Annotated in this window: 19 protein-coding genes and 1 pseudogene; 12 read left to right on the forward strand and 8 right to left on the reverse strand. The window is 48.2% G+C overall.

Annotation, left to right across the window (positions count from 1 at the left end; all coding sequences use genetic code 11):
• The first annotated feature begins 53 nt into the window (after window positions 1-53).
• Both H6F51_23100 and H6F51_23105 read left to right on the forward strand, forming a co-directional pair.
• The gene (locus H6F51_23100) at window positions 54-359 is read left to right on the forward strand and encodes a nucleotidyltransferase domain-containing protein (GenBank protein MBD1825361.1); all 306 of its coding nucleotides are present in this window, start codon (window positions 54-56) and stop codon (window positions 357-359) included.
• Window positions 356-696, forward strand: a pseudogene (locus tag H6F51_23105) (DUF86 domain-containing protein). The gene H6F51_23100 and the pseudogene H6F51_23105 overlap by 4 nt, the downstream one beginning before the upstream one ends.
• An 83-nt stretch (window positions 697-779) precedes the next feature.
• Here the strand turns inward: H6F51_23105 and H6F51_23110 are convergent.
• Entirely contained in the window at window positions 780-2,171 is a 1,392-nt protein-coding gene (locus H6F51_23110; protein MBD1825362.1) for an ATP-dependent DNA helicase RecQ, read from the reverse strand.
• Window positions 2,172-2,323: 152 nt separating this feature from the next.
• On the reverse strand, window positions 2,324-2,728 hold the full coding sequence (locus H6F51_23115; GenBank protein ID MBD1825363.1) for a hypothetical protein: 405 nt from the start codon (window positions 2,726-2,728) through the stop codon (window positions 2,324-2,326).
• Between the two features lie 200 nt (window positions 2,729-2,928).
• Between H6F51_23115 and H6F51_23120 the strand changes: the two genes are divergently transcribed.
• The 4 genes from H6F51_23120 to H6F51_23135 all read left to right on the forward strand — a co-directional run bounded on the left by H6F51_23120 (window position 2,929) and on the right by H6F51_23135 (window position 6,606).
• Window positions 2,929-3,267 carry a hypothetical protein gene (locus H6F51_23120; GenBank protein ID MBD1825364.1) on the forward strand — a complete coding sequence of 113 codons (339 nt, stop codon included), beginning with the start codon at window positions 2,929-2,931 and terminating at the stop codon, window positions 3,265-3,267.
• Between the two features lie 78 nt (window positions 3,268-3,345).
• A complete protein-coding gene (locus H6F51_23125) occupies window positions 3,346-4,191 on the forward strand; it encodes a metal-dependent phosphohydrolase (protein ID MBD1825365.1) in 846 nt (281 codons plus the stop codon).
• 83 nt (window positions 4,192-4,274) lie between these two features.
• Window positions 4,275-5,420 (forward strand): AI-2E family transporter, encoded by a 1,146-nt coding sequence (locus tag H6F51_23130; GenBank protein ID MBD1825366.1) that lies wholly within the window; start codon window positions 4,275-4,277, stop codon window positions 5,418-5,420.
• A 19-nt stretch (window positions 5,421-5,439) separates the two neighbouring features.
• Window positions 5,440-6,606 (forward strand): ABC transporter permease, encoded by a 1,167-nt coding sequence (locus tag H6F51_23135; GenBank protein MBD1825367.1) that lies wholly within the window; start codon window positions 5,440-5,442, stop codon window positions 6,604-6,606.
• A 21-nt stretch (window positions 6,607-6,627) separates the two neighbouring features.
• Here H6F51_23135 and H6F51_23140 read toward each other — a convergent pair whose 3' ends face one another.
• A complete protein-coding gene (locus H6F51_23140) occupies window positions 6,628-6,951 on the reverse strand; it encodes a YnfA family protein (GenBank protein MBD1825368.1) in 324 nt (107 codons plus the stop codon).
• A gap of 84 nt (window positions 6,952-7,035) precedes the next feature.
• Between H6F51_23140 and ppk2 the strand changes: the two genes are divergently transcribed.
• Complete coding sequence (ppk2, locus tag H6F51_23145; protein ID MBD1825369.1) at window positions 7,036-7,863, forward strand: polyphosphate kinase 2; 828 nt, start codon at window positions 7,036-7,038, stop codon at window positions 7,861-7,863.
• Window positions 7,864-7,868: 5 nt separating this feature from the next.
• On the opposite strand, the gene H6F51_23150 is transcribed toward ppk2, so the two are convergent.
• Window positions 7,869-8,429 (reverse strand): Uma2 family endonuclease, encoded by a 561-nt coding sequence (locus tag H6F51_23150; GenBank protein ID MBD1825370.1) that lies wholly within the window; start codon window positions 8,427-8,429, stop codon window positions 7,869-7,871.
• 62 nt (window positions 8,430-8,491) lie between these two features.
• Here H6F51_23150 and folK point away from each other — a divergent pair, with 62 nt between their 5' ends.
• The 3 genes from folK to H6F51_23165 are packed head-to-tail and all read left to right on the forward strand — an operon-like array spanning window position 8,492 to window position 10,978.
• Entirely contained in the window at window positions 8,492-8,962 is a 471-nt protein-coding gene (gene folK, locus H6F51_23155; GenBank protein ID MBD1825371.1) for a 2-amino-4-hydroxy-6-hydroxymethyldihydropteridine diphosphokinase, read from the forward strand.
• A 21-nt stretch (window positions 8,963-8,983) separates the two neighbouring features.
• Window positions 8,984-9,538: an NUDIX hydrolase gene (locus H6F51_23160; protein ID MBD1825372.1), complete on the forward strand. Its 555-nt coding sequence runs from the start codon at window positions 8,984-8,986 to the stop codon at window positions 9,536-9,538.
• A gap of 3 nt (window positions 9,539-9,541) precedes the next feature.
• Window positions 9,542-10,978, forward strand: a complete 1,437-nt coding sequence (locus H6F51_23165; GenBank protein ID MBD1825373.1) for a deoxyribodipyrimidine photo-lyase — start codon at window positions 9,542-9,544, stop codon at window positions 10,976-10,978.
• Between the two features lie 153 nt (window positions 10,979-11,131).
• Here H6F51_23165 and H6F51_23170 read toward each other — a convergent pair whose 3' ends face one another.
• The 4 genes from H6F51_23170 to H6F51_23185 form a co-directional block, all read right to left on the reverse strand.
• Entirely contained in the window at window positions 11,132-11,734 is a 603-nt protein-coding gene (locus H6F51_23170) for a Uma2 family endonuclease (protein ID MBD1825374.1), read from the reverse strand.
• 359 nt (window positions 11,735-12,093) lie between these two features.
• Entirely contained in the window at window positions 12,094-12,318 is a 225-nt protein-coding gene (locus tag H6F51_23175; GenBank protein ID MBD1825375.1) for a type II toxin-antitoxin system HicA family toxin, read from the reverse strand.
• Entirely contained in the window at window positions 12,318-12,524 is a 207-nt protein-coding gene (locus H6F51_23180; GenBank protein ID MBD1825376.1) for a type II toxin-antitoxin system HicB family antitoxin, read from the reverse strand. Before H6F51_23180 ends, H6F51_23175 begins: the two co-directional genes overlap by 1 nt.
• 457 nt (window positions 12,525-12,981) lie before the next feature.
• Entirely contained in the window at window positions 12,982-13,638 is a 657-nt protein-coding gene (locus H6F51_23185) for a hypothetical protein (protein ID MBD1825377.1), read from the reverse strand.
• Window positions 13,639-13,770: 132 nt separating this feature from the next.
• On the opposite strand from H6F51_23185, the gene H6F51_23190 reads away from it, so the two are divergent.
• Together H6F51_23190 and hrcA are read left to right on the forward strand one after the other, a co-directional pair.
• On the forward strand, window positions 13,771-14,103 hold the full coding sequence (locus tag H6F51_23190) for a rhodanese-related sulfurtransferase (GenBank protein MBD1825378.1): 333 nt from the start codon (window positions 13,771-13,773) through the stop codon (window positions 14,101-14,103).
• A gap of 104 nt (window positions 14,104-14,207) precedes the next feature.
• Window positions 14,208-15,272 (forward strand): heat-inducible transcriptional repressor HrcA, encoded by a 1,065-nt coding sequence (gene hrcA / locus H6F51_23195; GenBank protein ID MBD1825379.1) that lies wholly within the window; start codon window positions 14,208-14,210, stop codon window positions 15,270-15,272.
• Window positions 15,273-15,297 lie beyond the last annotated feature (25 nt).

Below are 15,297 nucleotides of genomic sequence, written 5' to 3' on the forward strand. Positions count from 1 at the left end.
GATCTTAAACTAGAAGTAACTATCTGAAAATCTTGATTGCTGAAGTATAAACAATGCAAACGGGATTAGGAATTGCGGAGCTTTTATCGGAGAAACGATCGCAGATCCTAGAAGTCGCGGCACGGCATGGAGCATTCGACATCCGAGTATTTGGTTCAGTTGCGCGGGGAGAAGCGACAGCAACCAGCGACATCGATTTTCTGGTTAACTACGATTTGGAAAGGATTTCGCCTTGGTTTCCTGGAGGGCTAAAGCTTGATTTAGAAAGGCTTTTGCAGCGCAAGGTTGATGTTGCAACGGTGGATATGTTGAAAGAACGGATTCGAGAGTCTGTTCTTTCAGAGGCAGTGCGGTTATGAGGCGAGATGATGAACGGTTGCGGGATATTTTGGTGCGATCGCAGCGATTGAACGGTACGCGAATCAAGGAAAGCAGGCGTTTGATGCACAAGAACTGATTCAAGTTTGGATTGTTCATCATCTTCAGGTTATTGGAGAGGCAACAAATTCATTATCAGTCGAATTGATGAATCAATACTCCGAAGTGCCGTGGGTGCAAATTATTGCGTTCAGGAACATTGTGGTGCATGAGTATTTCCGGGTGTCGCTGAACTTAGTTTGGGTGATCGTGCAGAACAACTTACCTAGTTTGAAGGATACGGTTGATAGAATGCTTGTGGAGATTGATGATCTCTAAAAGGTTTCATCAGAGCAATGTGTAACTTGTAGAAGTTGGGTCTCCACGACAGTCATAATTACTGGCTTGTTGAGCTTCTGGTGTTAACGACAGTGATCACAGTGACCACAAGCAAAGTTCTCAGCATCCTGCTCAAAGCCAAACGATCGCAACACAAACCTCCACCGACAGCCTTTAGTGCTGAGATAGTCTTTCATGGATTGGGTCGAATTGTGCGAAGTCTTCAATCGCTTTTGTTTAGACTGAATTTCATAGTGAAAAGGATCAGTCCAAGTCAGTTGATTTGCATTGTGCAGAAGAGAAAGCGCGATCGCTGCTCCCTTAAACTCTCGCGCTACCACATCAATATTGCCTTGCTGCGGTAGCTTCGGAATTAATTGCTGTGCTTTGATAGCTTGATTGCGTTCCTGAGTCTCAAAGAACTGCCAGCGCTGACGATCTTCTAAATCAAGCCAACTGCTTTTGAGTAGAACCGCGATCGCAGCTTTTCCATCTCGTCCTGCTCGCCCAATTTCTTGGACATACTCACTCATCAGCAACGGAGCATGATAATGTACAACCCATCGAGTTGCAGCTTTGTTAACTCCTAGACCAAAAGCGCAAGTTGCAACCACAAACCGTAACTGATCGTTCAGCCAAGCCTGTTCAATCTGTCGTCGATCGGTTGATTTTAAGCCTGCATGATAAGCTGCAGTTCGATGTCCTTGTTGAGTTAACCATTCTACGAGTTCTTCAGCATCTCGACGCGATCGTACATACACTAAGCCTGAGCCAGTTTGAGCGCGAATCACCTCTAATAACTTTTGTCTGCGCTGTCTCGGCGTTGAAACAGGTTGAACCTTCAAGGTTAGATTCGCTCGATACGGACTCACTCGAAAACATTGCGGTGCTTCAAGTTGTAAAAGGCGTTGGATGGTTGCTTGAGTTGCTGGGTTTGCAGTTGCCGTAAAAGCCGCGATCGTAATGCGGTTTCGATGGTTCGATAAGGTCGATCGAGCAGCCCCCAATCGATAGTAAACAGGTCGAAATGTCTCACCCCACTGAGCTAAACAATGCGCCTCATCAATGATTAGTGAATTAATCTTAAGTTCGGGATTGATCAAGCGCTGCCAAACGGGTGGACTTAGCAGTGTTTCGGGGGAAAGATACAGTAAGCGATGAGTTGCAATAGCATTTAGAACTTGTTTGCGTTGCCAGCTTGAAAGTTCACTGTGGAGCAGTGCTGCTGGAATGCGTTTTTGCTGTAGCTCTTGGACTTGGTTTTCCATCAGTGCAACCAAGGGAGAAACAACGATCGTTAATCCTTGCTGCATAATGGCAGGAAGCTGAAAGCACAATGATTTACCGCCACCTGTGGGTAAAACAATCAACGCATCCTGCCGAGCTAAAATCGCTTGAACGATCTCAAATTGAGGAAACCGAAACTCTGAATAGCCCCAAATTTGCTTTAGGCGATCATGTAAGAGTGGCATCATCCTACACACCGCCAAAAAACCAATGATCCACGAAGCTCAGACCAAAATACAACCCCTGCACCCGTGGATCATTCAATTTCTTCATTTGGTAAATTCTCGCGATCGTACCCACTTAACGTAGACAGACCCACGCAAGAAATCGCACCGTCGAACTATTTCACCGTCAACATATTCGCTAACTCTGCATGAATAAACGCAATATCTGGATCGCGCTGAATTGCGTGATAATAATTCTGCTCTAACGTCGATCCGGTTTGCGACGGTTGCATCAGTTGACGAGTTTGAACGAGTAGCTCATCCGCTTGAGCCAGTGTAATCGGCTCCTTCGCGCTCAAAGCTTCATCAATCTGCACAATAAACTGCGAAATTGGTCGCAACCAGGCAAACCATTCACTTTCCAGCACCAACTGAAAAAACTCCGTATTCGATCGAATCCGTCCATACTCCTGCTCATACCTTACCCGCTCTCCATCGAGCAGCGCTTTATGCAGACGCAACAGGGCAAACCGCACCTGTCCCAATCGTTGCAGCGTTGAATCAAACTCAGTCAAAGACATCCGGCAACATCTGGTAAACACCATCCCCATCTTGTCACATCCGAAGCGAGCAGACTGTCCAGTGCCCGATTGATTTCAATAGAGATTCTTCTACCCCAACGATTAATCTTAAAGTTTATTGAAAGTTTTGTCCGAGCAGATAGATCCTCAACGGAGCAAAACCATAATATCGATCAGCCATTCATTGAGATTCAGTATTTATGAACCTTTCATCCAACCTGCTCTCGACTTTGCTGGGTTTGGTTGCGGCCAGCAGTCTAACCGTGCTGCCCCAAAAGGCGATCGCCCAAAACACGACACCCTATCCAGCAGAAGCAGTTGAAGTGTTTACGAAAACTTGCGTTGAGCAAGGGGACAGCAAAACCATTTCTTCCGAGGCGATGCGTCAGATTTGTACCTGTAGCATCGAAGAACTTCAGAAAACCTATTCGTTTGAGCAATTCACCCAAATCGGCAACAGCATTGGACAAGGCAAGGCTGCACCAGAAGAATTAAACTCGATCGTTCAAGCCTGCGTCGCTGAGGTAATGAAAAAGTAAAAACGAGATTCAGCACGATATTTAATTTGTGAAGCGGGGCGGGAAAACTAAAAGCGTTAATTAGCCATACCGCCCCAAATGTTTAACGCTACAGAACTCTTAATTGATGATTTTGTTCAGAAGCTGAAGGAAGGCTACCATCGCACGTATGGCGGCTGGAAGTCTGATTATGAAGATATCATCGGCTGGGTTGGGTCGATGGCAATGGAAAATATCGCAAATAGCGATGCGCTTTATCACAATGTTGAACACTCGATCTTGGTGACTCTGGTGGGTCAAGAGATTTTGCGAGGTCGGCATATTCGCGATGGTGGCGTGTCGTGTGAGGACTGGCTCCACTTCATTATTTCGCTAGTTTGCCACGATATTGGCTACGTTCGGGGAGTTTGTCGGCAGGATAGACACAATCTGTATGCAACTGGACGCGATGGTGCAATGGTGGCAGTGCAGCCCGGATCGTCGGATGCGGCGATGACTCCCTATCATGTCGATCGCGCCAAACTCTTCATTGATGAGCGATTCGGTGGACACAAACTGATCAACGCCGAAATCGTTAAGCAGAATATCGAGTTAACGCGCTTTCCGGTTCCCGCTGCCGAAGATCACCAGGACACGATGAACTATCCCGGCTTGATTCGCGCCTCAGACTTGATCGGGCAATTAAGCGATCCCCGCTATCTGAAGAAAATTAGCGCCCTCTACTACGAATTCGAGGAAACAGGGGTCAACAAAGCCTTGGGATACCGTCATCCTGGAGATTTACGCAAGAATTACCCTAAATTCTACTGGCAAGGCGTTTATCCTTACATCAAACACGCGCTGTACTATCTGTCGCTGACGCAACAAGGAAAGCAAATCATTGCGAATCTCTACTCGAATGTGTTTGTGGTTGAACACGAACCTGCGGATGATTATTGGATGTAACTTCAGGTAGAAAGCCGCGATCGCATCCCACCCATTCGCCAAATCAGGCGGCAGAATTAAAAGGTACTCGATCGCGGCTGCTCATGGATCGTTTTTTCTCCCCTATTCAGCAATTTCTCATTACTTGGTTGCTGATTCTAGTCTCTGGATGGCTGACGCTCAACGCCCTCACTTATTTTGGTGAACTGATTAGCGTTCTAGTCACAGCGAGCTTGATTGCTTTTATGCTGAACTATCCGGTTTCGCGGCTGAGCCAAGTGCTACCGAGAACGATTTCGGCTGCGATCGTTTACCTATTCGCTGGCGTAATTTTTGGGGTGGTGGCGGTGACGATCGCGCCGCCAATTCTTCAGCAAGCGCAACAACTCGCAGCAAATTTGCCAAATCTGATTGCATCAGGACAAGATCAAATTTCGGAATTTCAAGCGTGGAGCCAAGCGCGGCATTTAGGCTTTGATTTGTCGTTTCTTGAGCAGCAGTTCTCCGCTCAACTGCAAGGACAGGCGCGATCGCTCGCTTCAACCGGAATTGGCTTGGTGCTGGGCACGTTTAACTGGGTGCTGGATTTTATTTTGATCTTGGTGATCTCGTTTTACTTGGTGCTAGATGGGAAGAAGCTTTGGAACGGGATCACGGGCATTTTTTCGCAGCCGATTCGGGAAAGTCTAACGAACTCCATGCGCGATAGTTTACAGCGATTTGCATCCGGTCAATTGCTGTTAGGGCTGTTTATGGCAGTGATGCTGTCGATCGCGTTTTGGTGGCTGCGAGTGCCGTTCTTCCTAGTGTTTGCCGTGTTTATCGGGGCGATGGAAGTGATTCCGTTTATTGGGGCGAGTTTGGGAATTGCGATCGTTGGGATTTTGGTGGCGTTTATTGATTGGTGGTTAGCGATCGAAGTGGTCGGGGTTGCAATTGGAATTCAGCAGGTAAAAGATAATGCGATCGCGCCTCGGATTTTAGGAGAGTTAACGGGGTTCAGTCCCGTCATCATCCTCATGTCGCTGCTGGTAGGTGCTAGAGTAGCGGGATTATTGGGTGTGATTTTGGCGATTCCTTTAACCAGCGTCGTTAAAACGACCGTCGAAATTCTCCTCAATCCTGACTTGCCGCCGCAGCGGGGCTCGATCTTCTCGGAAACGGTGGAAAATAGCATTCTGGAGCCCATGCTCTCGGTTGAGCCTGACGACGAACCGAAAGTCACAATCATCGTCAACGATTCGCGTTAACCCCTATCTTCTCTGACCTATGGACTGGTGGCTGAAACTCAAAAGAAATCCGTTAGCCAAGCTTGGAGCGCTGCTGCTGCTGCTGTTCTATTTCTCGGCGATCGCTGCCGAGTTTGTTGCGCCCTATAGCCCGTGTGATACGGTGTCGATTACCAGCGGGGCTTGTAAGCCTCAAACGGATGGTGCATTGTTACCCCCGACGCAGATTTATTGGACGGATCAAAATAATCGCTTCATTGGCCCGCACGTCTATCCAACCACGCAAGGCCCGGTAGATGTGAATACGGGCGATCGCGAATTGCGGGTCGATCGGTCGAAGCCTTCACCGCTGAGATTTTTTGTGCAAGGTGAGCCTTACCGCTTTTTTCAAATTCGATTACCGTTACCGACCCAGGTTTCACTCAGCGATCCGAAGTTTGAAGAAATTGAACTGTTTCCAGGGATTCCTGGCAATCTGCATTTGTTCGGCACGACTGGCGAAGGGAAATTTAATTTATTAGGGACAGATGAGCAGGCGCGGGATTTGTTTAGCCGCTTGGTGTATGGCGGTCGAATTAGTCTCAGTATCGGATTGGTGGGGATTGCGCTGTCGTTTCCGATCGGAATGTTAATCGGCGGAATTTCTGGCTACTTTGGCGGCTGGATTGATGGGGTGTTGATGCGAATTGTCGAAGTGTTGATGACGATTCCGAGCATTTATCTTTTGGTGGCACTGGCTGCGGTGTTGCCACCGGGATTATCGAGCGCTCAACGGTTTTTGCTGATTATCTTCATTACGTCGTTTATTAGCTGGGCAGGATTGGCGCGGGTGATTCGGGGGCAAGTGCTTTCGATTAAAGAGCGTGAGTTTGTGCAGGCATCGCGGGCAATGGGTGGAAAATCGCTCTACATTATTGTTCGGCATGTCCTACCGCAAACCGCAACCTATGTGATCATTTCGGCAACGCTGCAAATTCCGAGTTTTATCATTGCGGAATCGGTTCTGAGTCTGATTGGTCTTGGAATTCAGCAGCCTGATCCGTCCTGGGGAAATATGTTGTCGTTGGCAAGCAACGCCTCAATTTTAGTGCTGCAACCCTGGTTGGTGTGGCCACCTGCTGTTTTGATTGTCTTGACGGTGCTGGCGTTTAACCTGCTTGGAGATGGATTGCGCGACGCGCTCGATCCCCGGAGTTTGCAGCGATAGTTCCAAGGCGCGATCGCGCTTCTAGTGTCGGGGTGCGTACATCATCACCAACACACCCATGAGCGCGATAGCGCCTCCGAGCCAATCGTAATAATCGGGACGAACGCGATCGACGATCCAGCCCCAAGCGATCGACAACACAATAAACACGCCCCCATAAGCTGCATAAGCTCTGCCAAAATTGACGGGCTGCAAGGTTGGTACAACTCCGTAGATCGCTAAGATAAGCATTCCAACCGCTGCAAACCAAACGCTTTTTCCTTCACGCACCCAGAGCCAAAATAGATAGCCGCCCCCGATTTCACACAATCCAGCTAAGACGAAAAACAATAGAGACTGAAGCATCGGTTTAAACATGCAGATTCTTTTCAGTATTGCTCAGGATGCGGTGTTGTAAGTTGAGTTTAAGTGTTTGTTCTCGGTGTGCTAATGGATCGATCGAATAAAAAACAACACACAACTGAGGCTCATAAAGCAAAAAAGCTCAGTTCAAAAGTTTATGAAACCGAACTTAGCAAGTTACAAGCCGAACTGGTGAAGATGCAGTATTGGATCAAGCACACCGGATATCGGCTGGTGATTATCTTTGAAGGGCGCGATGCGGCGGGTAAAGGGGGCACGATCAAACGCATTTCCGATCCGATGAATCCGCGTGGGTGTCGAGTGGTGGCGTTAGGAACGCCGTCCGATCGCGAAAAAACCCAATGGTATTTCCAGCGCTATGTAGAGCATTTACCGTCAGCAGGTGAGATTGTGCTATTTGATCGCAGTTGGTACAACCGCGCTGGGGTCGAGCACATCATGGGTTTTTGTACCGAAGTGCAGTATCAAGAGTTTATGCACTCCTGCCCAGAGTTTGAGCGAATGCTGGTGCGATCGGGGATTATGCTGCTGAAATACTGGTTTTCGGTGAGCGATGAGGAGCAAGAGCGGCGATTTCAATCGCGGGCAATTGATCCGATGCGGCGATGGAAATTGAGTCCGATGGATTTGGAGTCTCGCGATCGCTGGGTGGAATTTTCCAAAGCAAAAGATACAATGCTTGCTCACACAAATATTCCTGAAGCGCCCTGGTTCACGGTCGAAGCGGATGATAAAAAACGTGCTCGTCTCAACTGTATCAGTCATATTTTGAGCAAAGTTCCGTATACCGATATGACTCCTGAACCGATCGAGCTAACGCCGCGTCAGGCTGCTCCCGATGATTATGTTCGTCCCCCGATCAATGAACAATTCTTTGTGCCCTCGATTTATTGACGCAGCTACAACAGAATTTTCAGCGCTAAAGAAAGTCCTGGAACGACATCTTCACCGCTTAAAGTTGCAGATTCAGGATATTGCGTGATTGAACCATCGGCGCGATAGACAAAAGGGGTTTTGTTTTTACAATCAATTAGCCATCCTAAGCGCACCCCATTCTCGATGTACTCCTGCATTTTGGCTTTTAACGCTTCGAGGGAGTCGGATTTCGATCGAATTTCAATCACAAAATCAGGTGCGATCGCGATAAATTTGTCTTCTTGCTGTTTCCAATTTTGAGGTAATCGACCCTTCGCGACAAATGCCGCACCTGGAGAGCGGATTGCTGTATTTGCCAATCGAAATCCAGTGCTAGAACTGAAAACGTTTCCTAATTCTTGTCCATGAACGTGAACGTAGAGAAAGCTAATCGCAGACGCTTCTCGATCTCCTGAAATTCCCCCAACCGGTGGCATCGTGACTAAACTCCCATCTGCGTTACGTTCAAATCGCAGTTCAGGATTTTTGGAACTCATTTGCATTAGTTCTTCATCGGTAATCTCAGTAAAGGCAGGATGTACCATTAGCTTGTCCAGAATGCAGCGATACTCTTGACTATAACAGGGAAGTTTTGGATTATCGTCTGATGAAATATGCGATCGCGCTCGGTAGCAATTTGGGAGATTCACGCTCGATTCTAGAATCTGCATTAAGTCGATTAGAGGGTGTGATTGCGCGATCGTCTTGGTATCAAACCAAAGCAGTGACGCTTCCCAACAGTCCGTCCCAGCCCGATTATCTCAATGGCTGTGCGATTCTTGAAACTGACTTAGAACCCCTAGAACTGCTCGCAAAGCTTCAGCACATTGAAAGCGAATTTGGGCGGATTCGGCAGCAGAAATGGGATGCTCGTACCCTTGACTTAGATATCCTTCTATTTGAAGATGGAATCTTTCAAACGCAAATGCTAAATATTCCGCATCCGCGTATGAGCGATCGGGCCTTTGTGCTGGTGCCTTTGGCTGAAATTGCTCCGGATTGGCAGCATCCAGTGTTGAATCGATCGATCTTGGAACTAGCGCGATCGATTGATGCGTCTGATGTGCGAAAGCTCTAAATCCTTCACCTCGTTAAGTTTATGTCCTTCGGATCAGAACCTCCTCAACTCCTAAAGCAGCGCCTTTTGTACAAAGGACGCAAGTTTAACTTTGAAGTCAACAGTTTACGATTGCCGAATAAATCAGAGGGCGATTGGGAATGTATTCGTCATCCGGGCGGTGCATTGGTAATCCCAGTGACGACTGACGGCAAGCTTGTGCTGGTGCGGCAGTATCGATTTGCGGCAAAGGGACGATTGTATGAGTTTCCGGCAGGCACTGTTGAACCGGGAGAAGATCCGCTCGAAACGGTGCAGCGCGAGGTTCAGGAAGAAACAGGCTACACCTCGGAAAATTGGAAGAAGCTTGGACAATTCTTTTTAGCTCCGGGCTATTCGGATGAGATTATCTATGCGTTTTTGGCGACAGAAGCCACTGTGGTCGAGAATCCGCCTGCTCAAGATGAGGATGAAGACATGGAAACAGTGTTAATGACACCGCAGGAAGTCGAGAGTGCGATCTACGCTGGAGATATCGCGGATTCTAAGTCGATTTCTAGCTTCTTATTAGCGCGATCGTTGTTACTCGGTTCGTAGGTTATGTCTGATTTGATTTTGTTTTGGCATCGTCGGGATCTTCGGGCTTCAGATAATTTGGGGCTGTCCAAGGCAAGAGAACGATCGCCAAAAGTCGTGGGCGTGTTTTGCCTTGATCCGTTGATTCTCGATCGCGATGATGTTGCGCCTGCCCGGGTGAAGTATCTGATCGGCAGTCTGGAATCTTTGCAGGAGCGGTATGCGGCGGCAGGGAGTGAATTACTGATTATCCAGGCTGATCCGAAGGAAGGGATTCCGAAACTGGCACGATCGCTGAATGCTAAAGCGGTGTTTTTGAATCAGGATGTCGAGCCGTATGGACGCGATCGCGATCAGGCAGTGGTCACTGCGCTGAATGAAAGTGGAATCGAAGTGCAGCGATTTTGGGATCAACTGCTCCATTCACCGGAAGACATCAAATCAGGAACAGGTTCGCCTTATACGGTTTATTCCCCGTTTTGGAAGAATTGGAGTAGTCGATCGAAAGCGTCTCCCGTTGCAGATTTGGCAGGGGCAGAAGGATTGACCGATGCCGAGCGGGAACAAGCAGCAGGGATCATTCCGCTTCCAACAGTAAAAGAACTGGGCTATGTCTGGGACAATCCCTTGATGCTTGATCCCGGCGAGAAGGCGGCAAAGGAGCGATTAGAAGAGTTCTGTGCTTCGGCGATCTATCAATATCAGGAACAGCGAAATTTTCCGGCTCAGCCTGGGACTTCGCTTTTAAGTGCGGCGCTCAAGTTTGGAGTGATTGGAGTCCGGACGGTTTGGGCGGCGACCGTGGAAGCGGCAGATCACAAGGGCGAAACCGATGATATTCGAGTTTGGCGGCAGGAGATTGCTTGGCGCGAGTTTTATCAACACGCAATGTATCATTTCCCTGAATTAGCCGAGGGTGCTTATCGTCCGGTGCTGAAGACGTTTCCCTGGGACAATAACGAAAAGTATTTTCAGGCTTGGTGCGAAGGGCGGACGGGATATCCGATTATCGATGCGGCGATACGGCAGATGAATGAAACCGCTTGGATGCACAATCGCTGTCGAATGATTACGGCAAGCTTTCTCACAAAAGATTTGTTCGTGGACTATCGCTTGGGTGAGAAGTATTTTATGCAGCGGTTGTATGATGGCGATTTGTCGTCGAATAACGGCGGGTGGCAGTGGAGTACATCGAGCGGCATGGATCCAAAACCGTTGAGAATCTTTAATCCGGCGAGTCAAGCGAAAAAGTTTGATGCGGAGGCGGAGTATATTCGCGAATGGTTGCCAGAGTTGCGGAGCGTTGACACTGAGAATTTGCTTTCGGGCAAGATTTCGCCGGAGGAGCGCGATCGAGCCGGATATCCCAGACCGATCATTGACCACAATGTTCAACAGCGCAAATTTAAGGAGCGGTTTGCCGCGCAGAAGGCAGCGACCGGAGATGGCGGCGGGGATTAGTAGACCTCTTACATGAATTGTCGATGCCCTCACCCTAACCCTCTCCCCAGGGAGAGGGAACAAGAATTCTAGCTCCCTTCTCCCCCAGGGAGAAGGGTTGGGGATGAGGGCTGTCTGGATTCATGCAAGAGATCTTGCGAGTGTTCAGCAGAATCAAGCATTCAGAATTTGATTGAGAGTCAAGGTTAATTCGGGAAAGGTACGAGAGAGAATACGATCGTCCTCTTTAAACGCCGTGGATTGGTAAACGCCTGACTCATCTAATAAATAAACAAAAACCGTCGGCGTTTTGGGGTTGCCTAAGTAAGTTCTGCTGCCGATCGCTAGATAATCAACGATCCAATACTCAGAAATTCCCATTCGTTGATATTCATCGAGTTTATCGATGTAATCGTCTTCCCAATTGGTTGAAACCACTTCTACGGCTAATTGAATCGGTTCTTGTAAAGCGGCATAGGCAAGCCGATTCGATCGCCACAACGCTAAATCAACAACGCTTACATCTGGATTGCGCCCATGCTCTTTGCCTGCTTGCGTTTGTGTGGCTAAAACAATCCGATCTGAAACTTTGTAGTTTAACTGACGGAGTTTTACTTCATCTTTCATTGCATCAGCAATAAAATCGGCGATGTCCTCGTGTTGTCTTGTGGCTAAAATTCTCACGATTTCCCCATCAACGAGTTCATAGCGCCCATCTTCGGGATATTGCTCAAGAAACTGATCAAAGGAAAGCTCTTGTTTGGCAGCGATCGTCATTGCGATACGTCCTCCTGTTTCCAATGCTCTCAATCTGTAGATTTCAGACGACTGGTAGACCTCGATTCTAGATCAAGCTGAACTTAACCCTATCAAGGTTTCCTACGACTTGAGGCGCGATCGAGCCGGATATCCCAGACCGATCATTGATCACAACGTTCAACAGCGCGAATTCAAGGAGCGATTTGCCGCGCAGAAGGCAGCAACCGGAGATGGCGGCGGGGATTAGTGATCGTTATTGTGCTGAATCAGATGGTCTAACAAGCGATCGAGCTAAAGTGGGCGGCGGTAAATAACCCTGAAACGGCACGAGCCTTATCCCGTCCGCTCCACTGTGTTGCTAATCGGCTCTCTACAGACTATTTAGCAGCAACAAATTCCTCTACGGTTAATCCAGCATTGCGAATCAAACTTCGCAAGGTTCCTTTCGCCACTTCGCGGTGATCAGGAATCGAAAGCGTGACAAGCTCTTCGTCCTTTGTCATGATGATGTGGCTTCCCGTCTGACGCACAGCCTCCCAACCTAACGACTCAAAGACGCGCACCACTTCGCGCCCACTCATCACAGGTAAAGCAGAACCCATTAGGCGACAACCTCAACCTGATGAGTTTCTATCGTCAGCGGCATTCCACGCTCTGCCCGAACTTGTAAACAAGCTGCAATTGCATCTTTAATATTTTCAAGGGCTTCTTGTTTCGTCTGACCTTGACTCACACATCCTGGAATACTGGGGCACTCAACGACCCAAACTCCATCTTCGTCTCGATCGAGCGTTACGTTAAATCTCATATCTGCTTGCTCAACAAAAGTTAGCTCTTTCGATTTTACCTTGCTGTTTTTTAGTGTTCAGAAGGTAGTCAGTATAGTTTTACTCGCTCCGAGCGAGATCGTCTGAGTTGCGACCGCTCTCCGTTGAGCAATTTTTGCCCATCGTTGCACTGTTTCAGCGATCGCGAGCACTGTTTTAATGCATCGTTGAGCTATTTTAGCGATCGCGTGAACTGTTTTAGTGATCCGGAGCGCTGTTTTAGTGCATCGTTGAGCTATTTTAGCGATCGCGTGAACTGAAATAGCGATCGCGAGCACTGTTTCAGTGATCCGATGAACTGTTTTAGTACATCGTTGAGCTATTTTTGCTCATCAAACCCGTGTTTACCGCTCAACGTTGCGCTTTTCTTGAGAACGATCGCGCTAAAAATACTGAGCTTTCAACTCGCTTTCTTAGCACGATCGCGCTCCATTGCTTCTAGCCTTCAATCTGCTCCTTCGCGAATCGCTTCCGCAGACGATTGACCCCACATAGCAGAGCAGAAACCGCTAACCCCGGAAGCGGCGTGAAGCCGAAGGGCACGGGCGTTGCAATGTCAAACTGGAGATTGTCAATGGCTGCTGCACCGTTCACATTACTAGCAACGATCTGGATTTCATCGAATCCACTAGCTGTAAAGCCATAGAAGTTGTTGCTTGAAGTGGTATTCGTATTAGCAGTAAACGTTTCTACCAGCTGCCCGTTTAGCAGAGCAGTGATGGTTGAGGTTCCTGAGTTCGTCACCATCGCGAAAGATGCACCAGTTTGAGGGGTGCTGAATCGGATAGAAAAGGGATTTAAGGGACTGCCACTACTAAAATTTGCTAAACTTCTGCCGCTGATATTAGGAAATCCGCCACCGAAGGCGAAAAGGTTGGAAAACGTGACACCTGAACTGGAATATTGATTAGTAATTGCAGTCCCATTAGCAACAGTCAGATCGTTGAAATCGATCGTTTGAGCCGGATTTGAAATTCCAGATGACGCTCCATTAATCGCTAACGCATGAGCCGGGGCAACATCAACACTCGAGGCTGCGATCGCGATCGTCGCTCCGATTTGAGCGACGATCGTACTCCTCACAATAGAATTCATCGTTTAACACCTAGCTAGGGGAATAAAACTATTTTGTCGATCGCCCAACTTGCGACATCCATAGTTCTACTCACCTTTTCCCTGCATCTTTTGAGAAAATACGGGACATATACCCAAGCCAATTTCCGTCCTATGCCCTTTTCTCAAATCACTGTTCAAGACCTCGCCCAATGCCTCGACAATCCCAACATTCAATTCGTCGATGTGCGCGAACCCTGGGAAGTAGAAACCGCCTCGCTCCAGCCGTTTCAAAACCTGCCGCTCAGCCAATTCTCCGAATGGTCAGAGCAAATTCACAGCAAGCTCGATCCAGAAACGGAAACCTTAGTGCTTTGTCATCACGGAGTACGATCGGCGCAGATGTGCCACTGGCTAACTCAGCAAGGATTTACTAATGTAAAAAACATTTCCGGTGGAATCGATGCCTATTCCGCGGCGGTCGATCGCTCCATTCCCCGGTATTAGGACGATTCCGTTGGTTTTGCTACGATGCGTGACCCAAATCTAAAGTAAAAATAAGGGAAATGCTATCTTAGTCTCAATCCGATAAAACGCGATCGTTCTTGAAAATGTCCTTAAATCCTCCGCTTAATAACCGTCAACAACGAGTTCTCTGGGCAACCGTGAGGCATTACATTGCCACGGCAGAACCTGTGGGATCAGGCGCATTGGTCAGAGAGTACAATCTCAGCGTCAGTTCTGCCACGATTCGCAATGCAATGGGACACCTGGAAAAAGTCGGACTTCTGTTTCAGCCGCACACTTCAGCAGGTCGAGTGCCCTCAGATTCGGGCTATCGGATCTATGTCGATCAGTTGATTCAACCCTCGCCAGGAATCGCTGTTCAACTAGAGCAAATCCTGAGCGATCGCCTCAACTGGGACAAATGGAGCTTTGAAGCCGTCCTCAAAGGAGCCGCACAAATTCTTTCAACTCTAAGCGGCTATATTGCGATCGTCACCCTGCCAATGACGAACACAACGCAAATCCGGCATCTTCAACTAATCCAGGTTGATTCGGCTCATGTCATGCTGATTCTGGTAACGGATACTTACGAAACCCAATCGGTCTTAATGGAGATACCGCCCTCGGATCTTGATGCCGAAAGCGTCGATCGAGAGTTGAAAATTCTTTCAAACTTCTTATCCGAACAGTTGCGCGGTCGATCGCTCTCAGAAATCCAGCGGTTAGACTGGGGCGAACTGGGGCGGGAGTTCGATCGCTATAGTTCGCTCTTGACTTCTGTGCTTTCGGATCTATTACACCGCCTAGCGCAATCGGCTTTACCGTCGCAGTTGATGATTAGCGGCGTTTCGGAAGTGCTAAGACAGCCAGAATTTTCCGAACTGAATCAAGTGCAAATGATTCTGCAACTCCTTGAAGAAGAACAAGATCAGCTTGTGCCGCTCATTTTTGATCAGCCCGATTCAGACGGTCGGCGCGTTTCGATTCGGATTGGTTCAGAAAATCCACTAGAGCCGATTCGGGCTTGCTCATTAATCTCATCGACCTACAATCGCGGAACGGTTCCCGTCGGAAGTATTGGCGTTTTAGGTCCGACTCGGATGCTATACGAAGATACGATCGCGCTCGTCGAAGCCACCGCCGATTATCTGTCGGAAATGTTGAGCTAGAACAGCACTACCAAGAGCCAATGAC

The sequence above is a fragment of the Cyanobacteria bacterium FACHB-DQ100 genome, assembly GCA_014695195.1.
Lineage (GTDB): Bacteria > Cyanobacteriota > Cyanobacteriia > Leptolyngbyales > Leptolyngbyaceae > Leptolyngbya.

Bases quoted from the DNA above. Each gene is read 5' to 3' on its own strand.
- H6F51_23175 (MBD1825375.1), bottom strand. From the start codon at position 12,318: ATGGGTTCTGCTTTACCTGTGATGAGTGGGCGCGAAGTGGTGCGCGTC.
- H6F51_23190 (MBD1825378.1), top strand. From the start codon at position 13,771: ATGCCCTTTTCTCAAATCACTGTTCAAGACCTCGCCCAATGCCTCGAC.
- H6F51_23115 (MBD1825363.1), bottom strand. From the start codon at position 2,728: ATGTCTTTGACTGAGTTTGATTCAACGCTGCAACGATTGGGACAGGTG.
- H6F51_23100 (MBD1825361.1), top strand. From the start codon at position 54: ATGCAAACGGGATTAGGAATTGCGGAGCTTTTATCGGAGAAACGATCG.
- folK (MBD1825371.1), top strand. From the start codon at position 8,492: ATGAAATATGCGATCGCGCTCGGTAGCAATTTGGGAGATTCACGCTCG.
- H6F51_23150 (MBD1825370.1), bottom strand. From the start codon at position 8,429: ATGGTACATCCTGCCTTTACTGAGATTACCGATGAAGAACTAATGCAA.
- H6F51_23135 (MBD1825367.1), top strand. From the start codon at position 5,440: ATGGACTGGTGGCTGAAACTCAAAAGAAATCCGTTAGCCAAGCTTGGA.
- ppk2 (MBD1825369.1), top strand. From the start codon at position 7,036: ATGGATCGATCGAATAAAAAACAACACACAACTGAGGCTCATAAAGCA.
- H6F51_23180 (MBD1825376.1), bottom strand. From the start codon at position 12,524: ATGAGATTTAACGTAACGCTCGATCGAGACGAAGATGGAGTTTGGGTC.
- H6F51_23165 (MBD1825373.1), top strand. From the start codon at position 9,542: ATGTCTGATTTGATTTTGTTTTGGCATCGTCGGGATCTTCGGGCTTCA.
- H6F51_23185 (MBD1825377.1), bottom strand. From the start codon at position 13,638: ATGAATTCTATTGTGAGGAGTACGATCGTCGCTCAAATCGGAGCGACG.
- H6F51_23120 (MBD1825364.1), top strand. From the start codon at position 2,929: ATGAACCTTTCATCCAACCTGCTCTCGACTTTGCTGGGTTTGGTTGCG.
- H6F51_23130 (MBD1825366.1), top strand. From the start codon at position 4,275: ATGGATCGTTTTTTCTCCCCTATTCAGCAATTTCTCATTACTTGGTTG.
- hrcA (MBD1825379.1), top strand. From the start codon at position 14,208: ATGTCCTTAAATCCTCCGCTTAATAACCGTCAACAACGAGTTCTCTGG.
- H6F51_23160 (MBD1825372.1), top strand. From the start codon at position 8,984: ATGTCCTTCGGATCAGAACCTCCTCAACTCCTAAAGCAGCGCCTTTTG.
- H6F51_23110 (MBD1825362.1), bottom strand. From the start codon at position 2,171: ATGATGCCACTCTTACATGATCGCCTAAAGCAAATTTGGGGCTATTCA.
- H6F51_23170 (MBD1825374.1), bottom strand. From the start codon at position 11,734: ATGACGATCGCTGCCAAACAAGAGCTTTCCTTTGATCAGTTTCTTGAG.
- H6F51_23125 (MBD1825365.1), top strand. From the start codon at position 3,346: ATGTTTAACGCTACAGAACTCTTAATTGATGATTTTGTTCAGAAGCTG.
- H6F51_23140 (MBD1825368.1), bottom strand. From the start codon at position 6,951: ATGCTTCAGTCTCTATTGTTTTTCGTCTTAGCTGGATTGTGTGAAATC.